The sequence below is a fragment of the Nostoc sp. genome (assembly GCF_036917355.1).
In the GTDB taxonomy this organism is placed as follows: domain Bacteria; phylum Cyanobacteriota; class Cyanobacteriia; order Cyanobacteriales; family Nostocaceae; genus Nostoc.
This window is the reverse complement of the sequence record NZ_JBALDP010000110.1, coordinates 1-16,624: the sequence shown is the minus strand read 5'-3', so window position 1 is coordinate 16,624 and position 16,624 is coordinate 1. Positions and strand designations below refer to the sequence as shown.

Below are 16,624 nucleotides of genomic sequence, written 5' to 3'. Positions count from 1 at the left end.
GCGGAGCGTCTCCGGCTCCGCTCCTGAGTTCTGAATTCTTATTTACAAAAGTTCCCAAGCAGTTCCTTTGTAGCCATATTGAAAAATTTCTGGATGCAAAATTTCTGCCAAAATTTCTAGAGAATCTACTAATCGCGGTCCTGGACGATTAAAGTAAGAATTGCCATCAGTAATGTAGACTCTACCAGCTGTGGTAGCGTGTAGTTTTTCCCACTCTGGACGTTGAGTTAACAAATTGGCTTCTTGGCGAGTACGGTTTAAATCAAAGCCACAAGGCATGAAAACAATTATATCTGGATTAGTTGTTAATAGTGTTTCCCAAGGCAAGATCGGAGAAGGCTGACCTGTAGTACAAAATAGAGAGTGTCCTCCTGCTAAGTTAACTAATTCAGGAATCCAATTGGCGCCTACCATCAAAGGATCAGTCCACTCAATACAGGCAACAGTAGGCAGTTCATCTAAAGAAAGTCCTTGGATTTTTTGCTGACAAATTTTGACGCGAGCTTCTAAATTTTCTAAGACTTTTACTGAGTCTACGCCAAAAATGTTGCTGACTCGCTCAATGTCCGCCCAAACATCCGGGAGAATATTAGGTTGTAAAGAAATAATTTGAGGTTTACTGTCAATCAGGGTAGCAACTGCCTTTTCAACATCGTGTAAGCTAACAGCACAAACATCGCACTGATCTTGAGTCAGAATATGAGTAGGCTGTAACTGCTCTAAAACATCTGTTTTGATTTCATAAATACTCAGAGCAGATTGCAATAAATTGTTTACTTCGTCGTGAATTTGGCTACTGGAGGCATCACTATTTAAACGTGCTTGGGTACAAATGGGGCGATTGAGGATTTCTGGAGGGTAATCGCATTCGTGCGATCGCCCCACAATAGCATCAACCAATCCTAGTGTCGCTAAAATCTCTGTTCCACCAGGAATCAGGGAAACAATTCTTACATCGCTATTTGTCATCGCTCCACCTCCGCAAAAGCTGCCGTTACCTTAAGTTTGGCAGAATTTGAGCCATTAGGTATCTTTCTCTAGGAGAATCAAGGGTATTTTGCTAGTCAGTACTAAGCAATAAATTGTACTGGGGATTGGGTATTGGGAAGAATCTTTAGCAATCCCCAGTTTCAAATTAAAAATACTATACTACTTGTAATACTTGATAGTAGAATTACTTAATAGTGAAATTACTTCAAATGTTAATTATCCCCTGGCAAAAATTAATAGTATGAAGTAACAGAAGTAATAAGCAAAATCTAGCTTATAACTAATTAGCCAGAATTATAAAATTTGATTAGAAAAATTATACTTTCCGGTTATGAAAAACCCTATCAAGTAATTGTAGTTATACAAAGACAGTTTTACTTTTTCCGTAGAACTGCAAGTCCAAATTATTTCTTCTTGAGGGCAACTAATGCAGGTGGTGTCAGCTAAAGATATTACAGAACACAACCAGGCCCAAGAGGCTTTACGAATCAGAGAAAATAGTCGGCGAAAACAAAGCCAGACGTTGGTGCAACTGGCAAGAAGCAAGACATTTCAGCAAGGTAATCTCAATGCCGTGTTGAGGGAAATCACAGAAACTGCTGCTCAGACGCTATTAGTAGAGCGAGTGGGGGTATGGTTATATAATGAAGAACGTTCAAAAATTGAATGCATCAATTTATATAATGTCAAGACTAAGGAGCATACCTTTGGTAACTCGCTTTTAAAAACAGATTTTCCTGCTTATTTCCAGGCTTTAGAAGAGGAACGTACTATTGCCGCAGATGATGCCAGAAACGATCCCAAAACCCAAGAATTATCCGAGTCTTACTTTTCAGTTTTGGGCATCACATCTATACTAGATGCACCAATTTGGCTAGAGGGTCATTTGGTAGGTGTAGTGTGTCACGAACACATAGGCGAAGGTCGTCAATGGACTTTAGAAGAAGAGAGTTTTGCTGGCTCAATTGCAGATTTTGTGACGCTGGCTATAGAAGCGAGCGAGCGAAATGTCGTACAGGAAGCACTGCGACAGAGTGAGGCACAATTTCGGGCGATTTTTGAGCGTTCCTCTATCGGCATTGGCCTGATAGATATGAAAGGGCAGATAGTCGATACTAATCTGGCACTGTGCGAGATTTTAGGATGCAGCCGAGAAGATTTATACGGCAAGCGCTTTACTGATTACATTTCCATAGAAAGGGAGGATTTAAAACTTTACAAACGACTGATGTCAGGAATTCGCACAGAATTAAAGAGAACTTCGAGGGACGGTTTACAACCCTCCAAACATCAGAAACAGCTTGTCGAAAGACATCGTATTGAGATAGAAAGACGTTGCTATCATCAAAATGGTAACTTACTTTGGACTCATATCTCTGTTTCTGTTATACCAGGCAGCAATGGTGAACCTGAGTTTTTTTTAGCGATGATTGAGGATATTACTGAACGTAAGCAAACAGAGTTGAAACTACGCGCCTCTCAAGAAGCAGCAGAAGCTGCCAGTCGAGCAAAAACTGAATTTTTAGCAACTATGAGCCATGAGTTGCGGACACCTCTCAATGCGATTATGGGTTTGTCACAGTTACTGCAACAAGAAATAGTTGGCTTTCTGAATGAAAAGCAGAACGAATATGTAAGTTGTATATATAGTAGTGGCGAACACCTGCTGGCAGTGATAAACGATATCCTTGACTTATCTAAGGTAGAAGCAGGTAAAGAGGAGCTGTTACTATCATCTTTATCAGTGGCAGATATATGTAATTATGCCATTTGGACAGTGCGCGATCGCGCCTCAGAAAAGGGATTGCAACTCACACATGAAATTGACCTAGAAGCGGATATTTGCATTGCTGATGAGCGGCGCATCAAGCAAATGCTACTCAACCTGCTCACTAATGCGATTAAATTCACCCCAGCAGGTGAAGTATCGCTGGTAGTCAAAAAAGTGCCACAAGGGATAACGTTTACAGTTTCAGATACTGGTATTGGTATAGACTCAAGTCAGTTTCAATTTCTATTTGAACCGTTTAAACAGCTTGACAGTCGCTTAAATCGGCAGTATGAAGGCACTGGTTTGGGTTTAGCGTTGACGCGGAAATTAGCGCGTTTACATGGTGGAGATGTTACCGTTACATCAACTGTAGGAAAAGGCAGTCAGTTCACTCTGTTTCTACCAAATCCAGAGCATCCGAGAAATGAGGAAGATGAGATAGATGAGATAGATGAGACAGAAGAGGAAGCAAATTTTACCTCGTCCTCCTCTTCTTCAGTTATCCCTACTAATAAAACTATTTTGCTTGTAGAAGAAGAGGAAAACACAGCAACAGTATTGCAAGATTATCTGCACACAATTGGCTACCAAGTCAAGTGGATAGATAATGGTAACGACTTTTTAAAACAAGTACAAAACTTCCAACCAGATTTAGTTTTTTTTGATTTCCAGTTAGTAAAAAAGGATGTTCATATCTGGAATTTGCTGAAAATCCTTAGAAAAGAGCCTTATCGGCAACATTTACCGATTGTAATGACGACCTTTAGCGAACCTTTAGAGGAGGAAATTGCCATGCTCCCAGGTAGCGCTAATGACTACCTTGTTAAACCAATTCGCATAGTCCAGTTAGAGTCTATTTTGATGAGATATTTTAGTTAATTGCTCATAAAAATACATTTTTGTATAAACAATTACTGAAAAAGCATACTATATAACTTTACTTTAACTGAGAAAATCTTTTTCTCATTTTCACATGGAGAATATTAGCTTCTTCAAATATTTCCCCTTCTTCTACAAAATCGAGTTTTTTATATAAATCTTTCACATATTCTTGAGCATGAATTACGACTTCTGTAATATTTTGGTTAGCTATCACCTGTAGGGCATTTTCCATAATTTTCTTACCAATACCTTGCCCTCTAACTGTCGATAAAACAGCTAACCTTTCTATTTTGGCAGTTTTATCATCCAAATATCTGATTCTGGTAGTACCCACAACCTCCATATTTAAATAAGCAATTAGATGATCGGATATTTCATCTTTGCCATCAAATTCTAAAGCGGGATCTACCCCTTGTTCTTCTTGAAAAACTGATTTTCTAATTGCTTTAATTGCTGTAAAATCTTTAGGTAATTCAGCAATTTTTATAACTAAATTACTCATGAAACTCTCTTTGAGGTTACTACCTATTGTAGTTTAACGTGAGTTTGATGCACCCCTCCATGCTTTGAACGAAAGTGCAAGCCTGTCCCTCTGGTAGTCGGAGCTACGGTGTACACAAGTCTTTCTGACCCCCTCTAACTCCCCCTTGGTAAGCTATCCATTACCCGGATCTTTCTTAACATTTGCGAGAGTCTTGACTCAGGTTTTTCTAACCCTTATTCGTTCGTTGTTCATTCTCAATAAAAACGCAGTTTTAGCGAGAAGATTAAAAGCGAATTTGTCAAGTATGCCTAAATTGTCAGTGTCTAAGATGCTTATAGAACATGGGTTTCAAGATTGTAAAGAAAGATGTGGGTAACGCATAGCTTGGTAAGGGGGAGAACCAGATATTTCCCCCCAATACATCGGGGGGATTAAGGGGGGTAAATCCAGGATTGGGTCTTGATTACCAAGATGTGTGTACACCGTAGGACTCGGAGAGGGAGGGTTTTACGCAGTAAAATTAGGGAGAGGTGTTTTGATTGTGCTAATTGACCGACACTATATTAGCCGTGGAATTTACGTTAGTTTAATCTGCTCCTTCAATTGGTGCAAAACCTTGACGTTGAATATTTTCTGTCACCGCGCGTGGTTCTAAAAATTGCAGTAAGTAATCAGGGCCGCCTGCTTTAGAACCTACTCCAGAAAGTTTGAATCCACCAAAGGGTTGCCGTCCAACGATCGCTCCGGTAATATTGCGGTTGATGTACAAATTCCCAACTTCAAATTCTGTCTGCGCCTGCTGAATGTGCGAAGGCGTTCTAGAATAAAGTCCGCCAGTTAAGGCGTAGTTTGTACCGTTGGCGACTGCTAACGCTTCCTGGAAATCTTTTACCCGAATTACCGCCAGCACAGGGCCAAAAATTTCTTGCTGGGAAATTACTGCATTGGGTGATACTTCACTAAAAATCACAGGGCCAATAAAATATCCTTGTTTAGGTGCTGGTAATTCCAAGGCTACCTCAGCTGATTGCCGACCTATCTCAATATACTTCTGGATGCGATCGCGGGCATTAGCATCAATCACTGGCCCAACTTGTGTACTCGGTAACTCTGCTTCCCCAATGTTCAAGGATTTTGTCGCTTCTATCAACCGCTGCACAAAAGCATCATAAATCGGTTGCAGCACAATCACCCTGGAAGCAGCAGAACATTTTTGTCCGCTGTAACCAAATGCCGATTGCACTACTCCCACAACAGCTTGGTCTAAATCAGCACTTTCATCCACAATAATCGCATTCTTGCCGCCCATTTCAGCAATCACCCGTTTCATGTGCTTTTGTCCGGGTTTTAAGATTGCCGCCTCTGCATAAATTCTACAGCCGACTTCTTGGGAACCTGTAAAAGCAATTACATGAGTATCTGGATGATTTACTAAATAAGCGCCGACTTGCGAACCCTTACCAGGTACGTATTGAAATACACCTTTAGGAAAACCAGCATCTACCAAGATTTCTGTGAGTTTTGCTGCAATAACAGAAGATGTTTCCGCAGGTTTGAGGAGAGTGCAATTGCCTGAAACCAAAGCTGCAACTGTCATTCCACAAGCGATCGCTAGCGGGAAATTCCAGGGAGAAATTACTACAGCAATCCCCCGTGGCTGGTAAATATAATGATTAGTTTCACCAGGAATGTCGTAATTCACACCTTTGTCTAACCGTTCTATCTCATCAGCGTAGTAACGACAAAAGTCTATCGCTTCCGAAACCTCTCCATCAGCTTCCTTAACTGGTTTCCCAACTTCCAAAACTATCCAAGCTGAAAGTTCAGCGCGGCGGAGTTCCATCAAATCACCCGCTTTCCGCAAAATATCAGCGCGTTGTTTGGCTGGTGTTTTCTTCCATTCAGGAAAGGAAGCTTTTGCAGCTTGCATCGCCTGTTCTGCTTGTTCAACGCTAATCAACCCAACTTTACCAATTACTTCACTGAAATTAGAAGGATTGAGAGAATCAACAAATTCTGGCGGATTGACATACTCGCCATTAATCAGTGGTAAATATGTTTTTCCCAATTGTTGACGAACGCTTTGGAAAGCTTGCGCCGCCTTCTTTCTCACCTCTTCCTCGGCGTAATCAGTATCAGCAGCACCAGAGAAATGAGAGTGAGGAGTTAAAGAGTTGTTTTCATCTTTGACAATCGGCGCTGCTAATAATTCCTCAATCGGTCGATTTTCGAGATTTTGCCGTAAAAAAGAACTATTAGCGGTATTTTCCAACAATCGGCGAATTAAATACGCCATCCCAGGCAATAATTCACCGTAGGGACAGTAAACTCTGACTCGATAACCTTTATCAACCAATGCTTTGGCAACTTTATCACCCATACCGTAGAGGACTTGCAATTCAAAGCGACGGCGGGGGACATTTAAACTTTCAGCGATGGCAATGGCGCGAGAGTGCGATCGCACATTATGGCTACCAATGGCAGAATAGACATATTGATGATTTTCTAACAACAATTGAGTGATGGTTTCAAAGTTAGCATCTGTTGCGGCTTTGTCGTTGTAAACTGGCTGTTTCCAATGCTTTTGGGCTGCTTTAATAGTTTCTTGATCCCAATATGCGCCTTTCACCAAGCGGATTGTCAGAGGATAACCACGTTCTTTCAACCAGGAAATTACGTCTTTGGCATCTTGTTCGCTATCACGCAGATATGCTTGAATTGTCATGCCAATATCTGTGCGTTGCCGAAATTCTTCTTCTAGTAACAGTTTTTTCAGGATGCTGAGAGTTATATCCTTATAGGCATACTGTTCCATATCAAAATGCACAGCTGCCCCTAATTCTTTAGCACGACGTAAGAGAATCCGAATGCGATCGCTAACTCGCTCCTCACTACCTTTAGCATCTAATGGGTCAAATTGGGAATAAAATGCCGTTAATTTCACAGAAACCTGAATTTTTGGTATGGGTTCGCCATCAGCCTCATCAATCGCCGGAATAACTGCCCAATTCTTCGATGCTTCCACCAATTGTTGCATTAATTCTAGATAGCGTTCTAGATAAGACTGCGCTTCCGCTTCGGTAATTACGGCTTCACCAAGTAAGTCGATGGTGAAAGCCATTTTTTCTTTTCGCAGTCGTTCAACTGTTTTGATGACTTGTTTAATATTTTCCCCAGAAATATATTTATGGGCAAGCGTCTCAACTGCTGTACCAACGGTTGTAGCAGCAACTTGTCCAGGCATAGAATCGGGATTAGCAAAGTTTAGCATTCCCTTCAAAGCTGCCGGCAATTCTACAGATTCATCGCCTAAATATTCTTGTAAATGTGAGGCAATTTCTGATTTACTGTGCAAAGCAGGTAGCGTGTCTATAAAGCGAAATAGTTGCACCCGCAAGCCAGGGTTACTCATTGCCCAAGCTAGTAATTTATCATCCCAACGCATTTGATCCCGCAGGGAAGAAAAAAATGAACGATTTTCCTGCGTTGCGGCTAGGAGTTGTTTAGCAATTTCTTGGGTTTTAGCTTCGTAGGTGCTTGTTTGTACTTGTAATACCACTGATAATAACTCCGTTAATCAAGGCAAGGCTTTTTGTCTAAAGCCTGTGTCTTCTATTTTGACGCTTTCATTTAGCTGTCACCATTATGCGGAATTCGTAATTACTATACCGTAAGGATTTCATTGATTTTGAATGATTTACTTACACCGTGCGTTCTAGGGGCTAGCAATAAAAAAAATATTCCATCCCTGCGGGATGCTCCGCGAACGTAGGAGTGCAAGACCCTACGATAGATGTAGATTAAATAGATAATAAAATGCTGTAAACTCTACCATGACAACGCACTTAACAATGCCCGCTTAAATTCAGCTGCACTCTTAAAGTGAATTTCTGGCTTATCAACCAACGCCAAATCAATCACCTGCGCTAGGGGTTGCATAATTGTTGCATCTCGTTGGCGAATTGGTATGGGATTATTCTGTAAAACTGCCAGAAAAGGATCGCCTGTGAAGTCGCGAGGGAAACAACCTGTTAGCATATTGTAGAGACAAGCCGCAACTGCCCAAATATCTACCTCCGGCTGGGCATATTTAAAGTTAAGCACTTGTTGTCGCGGCATAAAAACGGGAGTACCAGCTTGAGTACCAGTCAAAGTTTGGCCACTTAAACCAGCCAAGTCAAAGGCCTTAGATAAGCCGTAATCACCGATTTTTGCCACCAGTTTTCCATCAATCTTAGTCAAGAAAATATTACTCGGTTTGAGGTCGCGGTGAACTATACCTTTACCTTTGCCAAACTTACCATCAGCCAGTTTGACATAAGGCAGTTCAACATTGTGGGCATATTCTAAAGCGTCTAAAATTTGCAGAATAATCGGTATAGCAATATCAATAGACAATCGCCCACCCAGTTGTTGCATGAAATCCCATACAGTACCGCTCTCACAATATTCCATTGTAAAAAAGAAGATAATTTCCGAGAAGCCACAATCCATCAGTTGCACTACATGAGGATGTTGCAAAGCCTTAGTGTTTTCCGTCTCCCGGAGAAACATCTGCACAGCGAAGTCATTCGCCGCCACTGCTGGTAACATGACCTTTAAGGCTATGAACTTGCCAGACTGATTATGCTGTGCTAAATAAACTTCCCCGAATTCACTAGTGCTGAGAAGTTTGACAAGATTATAACCGCTAATTGCTTTGAGGTTGCGATCGCCACTCTCAGCCAAATTCAGAAAGTATTTGATGATGTCTAAGAAATAAGCCTGTTGTACTGGGTTATTTTTGACAGTAACATCGTCAGGGATGAAGGTTGGTAGATTTACTTCGTCTTGATGTATTTCTATACTAACTTTAAAGACAGTGTGACCTAAGTTGATTTCGTCGCCTGTTCGTAAGTCATACTCTGGAAAGTGAAATTTTACAGCTTCTTCAGCCGTTTGATTTCGTTGGCGTTGTCCAATATTTTTACCGTTAATGTAAGTGCCATTTTTACTACCAAAGTCCCGCACCCGAATATCAGGAGGATTAATATCTAGTAGACAGTGATAGCGGGAGATGCCCCGATGATTCTCATCATCTGGTAACTGAGGATTGCAATCTGAACTTCTACCGATTATGCAGCTACTGCGGCAATCAAAAATATATTGCTGTCCTAATAATTGTCCTTGAATAACGGTAAGGATGATTTTAGCTGGCATTTGAACAATAAAAAATTAATGCCCACGATCATAACTTCCCTGTATCAGATATCACAGTGGTGAACCACTCATATCCCGCAAACTTTCTGAGATTAAATCCGGTTGAATACTGATTACAAATCTTGATGAAAAAGAAAACACCCACAACCCCACATAAAACTTTTACCTGTCGCTGCTGGAAGTCTTCTACTGGTGTTTTAACAGTATGTACTTATTTTTTCCAATACTCAGAATGGGTATACTGCCTCTATGCCTACAGAAAATTTTATGGATATTTTATTTTATAGCTGGCAACACACACTCCAACCCTTTGGCGTTGACCAGGTAGCGGCTGAGAAAACCTTTAATCTCTTGGTTGAAGCTTACTCTACCCCTGGTCGCTATTACCATACACTGAAACACATCGATCGCGTCCTCAGCACAATTGAGGTTTTGCAAGGCTACACCAACAACCTAGCTGCTGTTCAACTAGCTGCCTGGTTTCACGATGTAGTGTATGACACTGAAGCTAAAGATAACGAAGAACGAAGTGCAGACTATGCTTGTGAGTTGCTGAGTAATTTGGGTATTCCAGAAAGTATCATAACTACTGTCACCCGTCTGATTCTGAACACCAAAGACCACCAAGCTGCGGTAAATGACTATGATAGCCAAGTCTTACTTGATGCAGATTTAGCGATTTTGGCTACTAACTCAGTTGATTATGAAGAATACGCCCATGCTATTCGTCAGGAATATGGCTGGGTGGCAGAGGCAGAGTATATTACAGGTCGTCAGCAGGTTTTAGAACGATTTTTACAGCGATCGCGTATTTATTTTACGCCTTTAATGTCAGAGTTTGCCGAACCATCTGCTCGTGGCAATATCCAGGCAGAAATTCAATCTTTATCGCCTGGTTAGTTTTACAAAAATTTAAAGTCTTGGGAACCTCTTGGGAACCAGGACTCCCCATCGGAGAAGCGAATGTAAGACCAATAAAACAAGGAGTTCTGAAGGCTATCCCCGATGAATTGGGAGACCTAACACCATACCGCAAGCGCGGTTGGTGTCTGGTGATTTATCGTCTGCCACCACCACGATGAGGTATTTCAGACACTTCAGTATCTTCTAGCTTTCTTTTTGGTGCAAATATTTCTTGATGTTGTTGCTGTTGAATTTTTTGCTGTGCAAATTTTACACGGGTGCGAACTCCCACATCGGCATCAGTATCAAGTATTTGCTGAAGTTGATTTGTAATCCGCGATGCTTGCTCTGGTAAAGTGACTGCTATAGCGATCGCTAGTGTTTCTAAACTCGTCACTGCTGCATAGCGCACTATCCACTCTGGATCTTGAGAAATTAGTAATAGTGCCTCTAATACCTGCATCTGAACAGATTCCGCTTTCTCAGCAGGTAGTTGATGCAAGCGCAAAGTGCCTAATCCTCTGGCAGCAGCTCGCCGCACGCTTAAGGAAAAATCGTTTTTTGCTGCCTCTAACAAGGTATCCAGCGCCCGGACATCACCAATTCCCGCTAAGGCGCGAATAGCCCAGGCTCTCGCACTGTAGTTGTAGTCATCAATTAGTTCCAATAGTGACGGTACTGCGACTTCGCCGATCGCAATTAGTCCATCTACTGCTGCCACTGCTGCCCCTGGATTGTTGTAGCCCAAAGCTGCAATCAGAGTGGGAACAGATTCCTCTATACCAGCTGCCGCTAACTCCTGAACTGCGTCTAATAAGCGATCCGAGGAGTCTGCTTCTTCCACAGCACGAATTAATATTTGAGCAAGGTCACTGTTATTCATAATAATTTGCCATCAGTCATTAGGGATCTGCCAATTGTAGCTTAAGTCCTCCGTAGTTGACATCAGACATAAACCCCCTAGCCCTTATCTTGCAGTTATGTTAGGGGTTTATGTGCGATCAACAATTGATTTAAGCGTATTAATAACGACTAATGCCTGGTAAATTATAACTACAATAGCGAGTCCATCAAATTTATCACTTTAATCGCACCATCTGACAAAGTGCTTGTTGCTGTGTGCTTAACTTGATGTTCTAGTAATCCTTTAAGAGAAATTAACTTCAGGCTATTTTCAGCAAGAGTTTCGGCGATCGCATCTGCTGCGGGTAGATAGCCAATTGCTCCCAAATCTGCTAACACTGCTCGACGCAATTGCAATTTTTCTCCTGCCAGAGCTTTGACTAACCGTTCTCCATAAACTGGTTCTTGGGTTAATTGATACATCGCTCGTGCGGCAGCATATTGCACCAATTCGATTGGATGCTCTAAAAATGGTTTTACCAAGGGGACGCACTCAGTCGCTCTCAAGGCTCCCAAGGCTTCTAAAATGGCTTCGTAGGGTTGAGATAAATCAGGCTGCTTTGATATTAGCTGCCCTCCCTGCAAACCTACTTCTAATAACTCAATTAGGGCGGGAATGCAAACCGGATCGCCCAGCATTTCTAAGGATTGTGCCGCTGCTTCCCGGACATAAAAATCTGAGCAGTCTAAACACGCAATTAAAGGTGAGACTGCCTGGCGATCGCCTAGTTTTCCTAAAGCCCTAGCTGCGTTCCGCCGCAGAGGATATCCGCCTTCTGGTGTTCTGTCGGCTTCATCCTCTAACGCTTTAATCAATCCTGTAACCGCAGCTGCTTCACATATCCGAAACCTACCCAACCACCAAGCAGCATAAAATCGCAGACCTAAATCTGCACTCTGAAGATTAGCGATCGCTTGCTCTACTGTTAAAGATTCACCATCGCCAGAGTTACCTGTCGGTGATAAATCTTCAAATTTCTGCGGACTAGAATTCATTATGAAGAAGGAGGATCGCTTTGTTCGCTATTTGTTTTAGGTTCAGCGTTCAATGGCTGAATGCTGACTATTTTGCCACCCAAGCGAGTAATCCGCTGCATTTCTTGATTCATCCGGTTCTCAGGTACTGTGAAAAACACAGTTGCACTAGAACGAATGGGATAGTTGGTTTTTTCAGTTTCTTCGCTTTGGCGCAGACCTACTACTTCATACCGAAAGTAGCGACTACTCGTTCTACTACTAATTGATCCAACCATAAAATTAATTCCCAATTTTAAATTGTCATTAGTCTTTTGTCCTTAATAATGACTAATGACTAATGACTATTGACAAATGACACTAAAGTGGTTTCACACTAGCTATTTTACCACCTTGTTTTACCACTCTCTGGAAGTAACTAGATAGTTCTTCATAAGGTATAACCACGGCTTGATTGACGCGGCGTGTGCTAGGATATCCAGCTCCAAAAACACCTGCTACTTCAATGCGGTAAAGTCTGCCTTCTTTACCGAAGGTTCCCGCACCACCAAAAGTGCTGTTGGGGGTAACGCCTTTTTCAGAAGCAACGTATGAAAAGCCTGATGGGCCACCAGAGGGAGGAACAACGATGGATGCGCTATTGCGGCCTAATTCGCTAGCAAGACGGGAGGATTTGCCTTTGAGTTGGGAGGTATCGCTACTGGCATAGCCGCGATAAAGTTGGAATATCCGGCTAAATCCGACAGTTTTCTGTCCTGTTTGGGTATTAAAGCCACGATAGTAAGGCACTATATTTTCACCAAAGCTAGATTGATACTCTGGCGAATCAATATAAGAATCAATGTCGGCTTCATATCCCTTAGTTTGATACAAGTCTAAGTGATAGACTACATCAGACTCATCATAAGGGGCACGACCCAACAAATGTTTGTAGTTCAGTTCGATGACGCGAGTTTGGAAGTTGTCGTAGAAAAATTTGGTTTTGTACAGTTCTGATTTAGCTAGTTGACGCACAAACTCTTGGACTGTACTTTTGCCATCGCGCAGAATAGATTCAGCACTTGTCAGGCGGTCTGATGCCAATATGTAGTTGTTGCCCAACACCTGACGATAGACGGCAGAAATTACTCTCTCAATGTCTTCTTTGGTTGCATTCGGACGCAATTCCACAGGAGACTGATCGCTAAAAGGTTCTGTTCCCAGACGGGAAGCTGCTGTTGTAATAGCCATTGGTAATTTTCCTTTTGTAATTAGTAGTTGGAAAAATTAGGAGTTAGGAGTGTAAGAGTTAGGAGTTAAGGGTAGGGATATAGTTAGGAATTTAAAACTCATAACTTCTAACTCCTCACTCCTCACTTCTAACTCCTCACTCCTAACTCCTCACTTAATTCCCCGATTCCCTATTTATACGGCTGTAATGCTAATAACCTTACTGCCCTTGCGATTCAACTGCTGCAATTTACTAGAAAGTTGCTCGTAGGGTACGATCAATTCCGCAGTACCGCGCCTTACTACAGTTGAGTTTGGGGAAGCTGCTTGTAGCACTCTGATCCGGTATGTTTCGCCACGACCACCTGTAGAGAGGCCAGTTAAGGCTCCGGCAGAGACTGGATAAATGGGTGAAGCTAGATTCTTAGCCACTTCCCAGGTGAGGCGTCCTTGTTTTTGTCCTTGAGCGCGATCGCTATTGGCATAACCCCGATACAGTTGGAACAGTCGGCTATAGCCAACATTTTTCTGTCCTACTTGACTTTTAAAGCCTTTATAGTAAGGGACAATATTTTCGCCAAAACTCTCTTGATATTCTAATGAGTCAATGTAAGAATTAATCTCAGCTTCGTAACCTTCTGAGTTGTAAAGCTCAACATGGTACGAAATCTCTGACTCATCTTCTGGGGCACGCCCCAATAAATGCTTATAATTCAACTCGATAAACCGAGTTTGGGAGTTGGAGTGGAAAAACTTATCCCGATAGAGTTCTGATTGAGCAATGGCTAGCACAAATCCCCTAACGGTGATTGCACCTTGCTGCAACAGTGATTCTGCACTCTCTAGACGGTCTCCTTCTAGTAGATATGCATTACCTAAAACCTGACGGTAAGCCGCCCGGATAACCACTGCTACATCGGCTTCTGTTCTATCAGGGCGTAGTTCTACTGGAGCTGAATTTTCAAACGCTCCAATCCCTAATCTTGCTGCTTGTCCCAAAGCTGCCATCTTTAAAACCTCCTCAGTTTTAACTGCAAAACTGAAAACTTTTTAGAAAATTTTTTCTAGTCTTTTAACAGTCTTTTTGAAATTGACACTCACCTTACCTAAAGTAAGGCGATTTTTAAGACATAACTGCCTTAATATCCTGTTTCCACAGGTTCCCAGGCTCACCCTATCGGTTTAGCAGTCTCTCATGGGGTAGAAACCTCCAGACGTTCTCTCTTTGCCAGACACTACGCATAGCTTGCTTCCTCAATAGGGGACGCGGACTCGCTAGCGTCTTTCCTTCCCTACGGAACACTCCGCGAACACGTAGCGTCTCGTAAGAAAAGGGAGAAGATCGCGCTCGCTGCCTCACCACATCTGCCACAAGGGCGTAGTGATATCTCCTTACGTTATTTCGGGCGTATACTTTCCCCCAGTCAGAGGGTAGGTTTTTAAATCTTGTACTGGCAAAAATATTGTGCCAATTGACAGTAGCTTAAAAGAGGCACTGGGTTGTGAACTTTCCCAAATTTGTAGCAAATACCGTGCTACGTCGGCAGCTTTCATCCCTGTTCTAAAGCAAAAAATACAGAACTACGTTCCTCTTTCTCCAGGGTTTTCAGCTAGCTTTTCTTAAAAAACTGCCCGGAGAGGTAAACAACTCATAGAACTCACTTGTCATAAGAGCTGATTTCCTCTCCGGGCTAAAGAAACACTCTAGCTTAGAGTATTGATTACGTAGTCGATGTAGGAATTTGCTTCAACAGCTGGGTCGCCGCTGAGGCCGTGGTTAGCTTTGATGTACTTGAGAGCTTCAATGTACCAGCTAGGAGAAAGATCAAAAGTCCGGTTGATTTCAGCCAAGCCAGAAATCAAGAAATCATCCAAGGGGCCTGTGCCACCAACAACTAAAGCGTATGTGATAATCCGCAAGTAGTAGCCGACATCACGTACACACTTGCCTTTACCGCGCGCATCAGACGCGAAGTTAGGGCCTTGTTGTTGAGTGGTGTAAGGGAACTTGTTATACACCGCTTGAGCAGCACCTTCGGTCAAGCGTTGAGCATTAGCGCTCAATGCTTTTGCTGCTTGTAAGCTAGCAGGAGCTTGGCGGAAGCGACCAAAAGCAACTTGAATTTCGGTGCTGCTGAGGTAGCGTCCTTGAGAATCAGCCGATGCAATTGCTTCAGTTAGAGGTGTTTTTGTCATTTTGGTATTTCCCTTTTACAAACGTTATGGTTGAAATTTTGTTTTGTCCTATAGACAGGACAATTATTTAGTCAACATCAGCAATGCTTGCTTTGCTTAAGCTACAGCAGCAGCAGCGCGATCGAAATAGCTAGCTATTTCAGATGCCAAAGCACTGCAATCGCCTCTGGTGATATTGTTTGTATCGTTGACAATTGCCAAAGAAGCTTGTTTCAGCTTTTGAATACCAACAGCAACTGAAGCTCCTGGAGTTCCCAATGCCAAGTAGGTTTCCCGCAATCCGTTGAGCGCACGATCGTCTAGCACGCTGGAATCGCCAGCAAAGATAGCGTAGGTGATATAGCGAAGAATGATGTCCAAGTCTCTGATACAAGCAGCTGCACGACGGCTGGTGTAAGCATTACCACCGGGAGTGATCAATTGGGGTTGTTCTGCCCACAAATCACGAGCCGCAGCAGCAACAAGAGCTGACGCATTGCTGGTAATACGGTTAACAGCATCTGCACGCTTGTTACCATCTTTGACTAGTTCGCTCAATGCATCCAATTGTGCATCAGAGAGATATTCGCCGCGTGTATCAGCTTGGGAAACTACTTTTGCAAATGCATCTAAAACCATTGCGTTAAATCTCCTAATTTGCTTGGTTAAGAATAATTGGACTCAAAACTGAATGGTTCAGTTGATTTTTGATGTCAGCACTGCCTGACGAGTTACGAAAGGTTTAAAACAGACACCCAAGAAATAAGTTTACGATCTCCAGGCTTTCAGATTAAAACTTTTGTTAAAAAACTTCAAACTTCTATGAACGACTGGAAAACCTGATTAAGATGTTGTTTTTTACTTCCAAGTTCTCTTTATACAATGCTGCCGCATCATAATTTATTACAAATTATTGTTATGTTTGTGAAATTTATTTACATAACTTTATATTTTGGACTCTATTTTAGTTTACGAGCCGAGCGCTGCTCTCGTGGGAGGACAATAGGTGTCGCAGTTACTGTCACTTTGTAGTTATGTCTTATAGAACCCATTTGACATCTTTTACTGTGTTGAAGTAAAGTGAGCGCAAAAGTTGTATAAAGTAGTAATGCCATACTCTAGCAGCCTCACAG

The 16,624-nt window shown here is 42.2% G+C and carries 14 protein-coding genes; 3 read left to right on the top strand and 11 right to left on the bottom strand.

Features of this window, described 5'->3' with window-relative positions:
- Positions 1-42 precede the first annotated feature (42 nt).
- On the bottom strand, positions 43-969 hold the full coding sequence (locus V7K53_RS32590) for a cobalamin-binding protein (RefSeq protein WP_335201615.1): 927 nt from the start codon (positions 967-969) through the stop codon (positions 43-45).
- Between the two features lie 448 nt (positions 970-1,417).
- On the opposite strand from V7K53_RS32590, the gene V7K53_RS32585 reads away from it, so the two are divergent.
- Complete coding sequence (locus tag V7K53_RS32585; protein WP_335201614.1) at positions 1,418-3,640, top strand: hybrid sensor histidine kinase/response regulator; 2,223 nt, start codon at positions 1,418-1,420, stop codon at positions 3,638-3,640.
- 58 nt (positions 3,641-3,698) lie between these two features.
- Here V7K53_RS32585 and V7K53_RS32580 read toward each other — a convergent pair whose 3' ends face one another.
- The 3 genes from V7K53_RS32580 to V7K53_RS32570 form a co-directional block, all read right to left on the bottom strand.
- Entirely contained in the window at positions 3,699-4,145 is a 447-nt protein-coding gene (locus tag V7K53_RS32580; protein WP_335201613.1) for a GNAT family N-acetyltransferase, read from the bottom strand.
- 568 nt (positions 4,146-4,713) lie between these two features.
- On the bottom strand, positions 4,714-7,686 hold the full coding sequence (gene pruA / locus V7K53_RS32575; protein ID WP_335201612.1) for an L-glutamate gamma-semialdehyde dehydrogenase: 2,973 nt from the start codon (positions 7,684-7,686) through the stop codon (positions 4,714-4,716).
- A 269-nt stretch (positions 7,687-7,955) separates the two neighbouring features.
- A complete protein-coding gene (locus V7K53_RS32570; RefSeq protein WP_335201611.1) occupies positions 7,956-9,326 on the bottom strand; it encodes a protein kinase domain-containing protein in 1,371 nt (456 codons plus the stop codon).
- A 249-nt stretch (positions 9,327-9,575) separates the two neighbouring features.
- Here V7K53_RS32570 and V7K53_RS32565 point away from each other — a divergent pair, with 249 nt between their 5' ends.
- Both V7K53_RS32565 and V7K53_RS32560 read left to right on the top strand, forming a co-directional pair.
- The gene (locus V7K53_RS32565; RefSeq protein WP_335201610.1) at positions 9,576-10,226 is read left to right on the top strand and encodes an HD domain-containing protein; all 651 of its coding nucleotides are present in this window, start codon (positions 9,576-9,578) and stop codon (positions 10,224-10,226) included.
- Between the two features lie 20 nt (positions 10,227-10,246).
- A complete protein-coding gene (locus V7K53_RS32560; protein WP_335201609.1) occupies positions 10,247-10,408 on the top strand; it encodes a hypothetical protein in 162 nt (53 codons plus the stop codon).
- Here V7K53_RS32560 and V7K53_RS32555 read toward each other — a convergent pair.
- The 7 genes from V7K53_RS32555 to V7K53_RS32525 form a co-directional block, all read right to left on the bottom strand.
- Positions 10,384-11,112, bottom strand: coding sequence for a HEAT repeat domain-containing protein (locus V7K53_RS32555; RefSeq protein ID WP_335201608.1), 729 nt, complete (start codon positions 11,110-11,112; stop codon positions 10,384-10,386). The genes V7K53_RS32560 and V7K53_RS32555 overlap by 25 nt on opposite strands.
- 170 nt (positions 11,113-11,282) lie before the next feature.
- Positions 11,283-12,128 carry a HEAT repeat domain-containing protein gene (locus tag V7K53_RS32550; protein ID WP_335201607.1) on the bottom strand — a complete coding sequence of 282 codons (846 nt, stop codon included), beginning with the start codon at positions 12,126-12,128 and terminating at the stop codon, positions 11,283-11,285.
- Entirely contained in the window at positions 12,128-12,385 is a 258-nt protein-coding gene (locus tag V7K53_RS32545; protein ID WP_334836266.1) for a phycobilisome linker polypeptide, read from the bottom strand. The genes V7K53_RS32550 and V7K53_RS32545 overlap by 1 nt, the downstream gene beginning before the upstream one ends.
- Positions 12,386-12,467: 82 nt before the next feature.
- Positions 12,468-13,337: a phycobilisome linker polypeptide gene (locus V7K53_RS32540; protein WP_334895560.1), complete on the bottom strand. Its 870-nt coding sequence runs from the start codon at positions 13,335-13,337 to the stop codon at positions 12,468-12,470.
- Between the two features lie 174 nt (positions 13,338-13,511).
- Positions 13,512-14,324, bottom strand: a complete 813-nt coding sequence (locus tag V7K53_RS32535) for a phycobilisome linker polypeptide (protein WP_335186148.1) — start codon at positions 14,322-14,324, stop codon at positions 13,512-13,514.
- 696 nt (positions 14,325-15,020) lie between these two features.
- The gene (cpcA, locus tag V7K53_RS32530; RefSeq protein WP_012411562.1) at positions 15,021-15,512 is read right to left on the bottom strand and encodes a phycocyanin subunit alpha; all 492 of its coding nucleotides are present in this window, start codon (positions 15,510-15,512) and stop codon (positions 15,021-15,023) included.
- Between the two features lie 96 nt (positions 15,513-15,608).
- Positions 15,609-16,130, bottom strand: coding sequence for a phycocyanin subunit beta (locus V7K53_RS32525; RefSeq protein ID WP_289795183.1), 522 nt, complete (start codon positions 16,128-16,130; stop codon positions 15,609-15,611).
- Positions 16,131-16,624: the final 494 nt, after the last annotated feature.

What these genes read in the sequence shown, in the direction of transcription:
- V7K53_RS32545 (WP_334836266.1), bottom strand. Translation starts at nt 12,385, where the DNA reads ATGGTTGGATCAATTAGTAGTAGAACGAGTAGTCGCTACTTTCGGTAT.
- cpcA (WP_012411562.1), bottom strand. Translation starts at nt 15,512, where the DNA reads ATGACAAAAACACCTCTAACTGAAGCAATTGCATCGGCTGATTCTCAA.
- V7K53_RS32565 (WP_335201610.1), top strand. Translation starts at nt 9,576, where the DNA reads ATGCCTACAGAAAATTTTATGGATATTTTATTTTATAGCTGGCAACAC.
- V7K53_RS32550 (WP_335201607.1), bottom strand. Translation starts at nt 12,128, where the DNA reads ATGAATTCTAGTCCGCAGAAATTTGAAGATTTATCACCGACAGGTAAC.
- V7K53_RS32525 (WP_289795183.1), bottom strand. Translation starts at nt 16,130, where the DNA reads ATGGTTTTAGATGCATTTGCAAAAGTAGTTTCCCAAGCTGATACACGC.
- V7K53_RS32570 (WP_335201611.1), bottom strand. Translation starts at nt 9,326, where the DNA reads ATGCCAGCTAAAATCATCCTTACCGTTATTCAAGGACAATTATTAGGA.
- V7K53_RS32580 (WP_335201613.1), bottom strand. Translation starts at nt 4,145, where the DNA reads ATGAGTAATTTAGTTATAAAAATTGCTGAATTACCTAAAGATTTTACA.
- V7K53_RS32590 (WP_335201615.1), bottom strand. Translation starts at nt 969, where the DNA reads ATGACAAATAGCGATGTAAGAATTGTTTCCCTGATTCCTGGTGGAACA.
- V7K53_RS32535 (WP_335186148.1), bottom strand. Translation starts at nt 14,324, where the DNA reads ATGGCAGCTTTGGGACAAGCAGCAAGATTAGGGATTGGAGCGTTTGAA.
- V7K53_RS32585 (WP_335201614.1), top strand. Translation starts at nt 1,418, where the DNA reads ATGCAGGTGGTGTCAGCTAAAGATATTACAGAACACAACCAGGCCCAA.
- V7K53_RS32555 (WP_335201608.1), bottom strand. Translation starts at nt 11,112, where the DNA reads ATGAATAACAGTGACCTTGCTCAAATATTAATTCGTGCTGTGGAAGAA.
- V7K53_RS32540 (WP_334895560.1), bottom strand. Translation starts at nt 13,337, where the DNA reads ATGGCTATTACAACAGCAGCTTCCCGTCTGGGAACAGAACCTTTTAGC.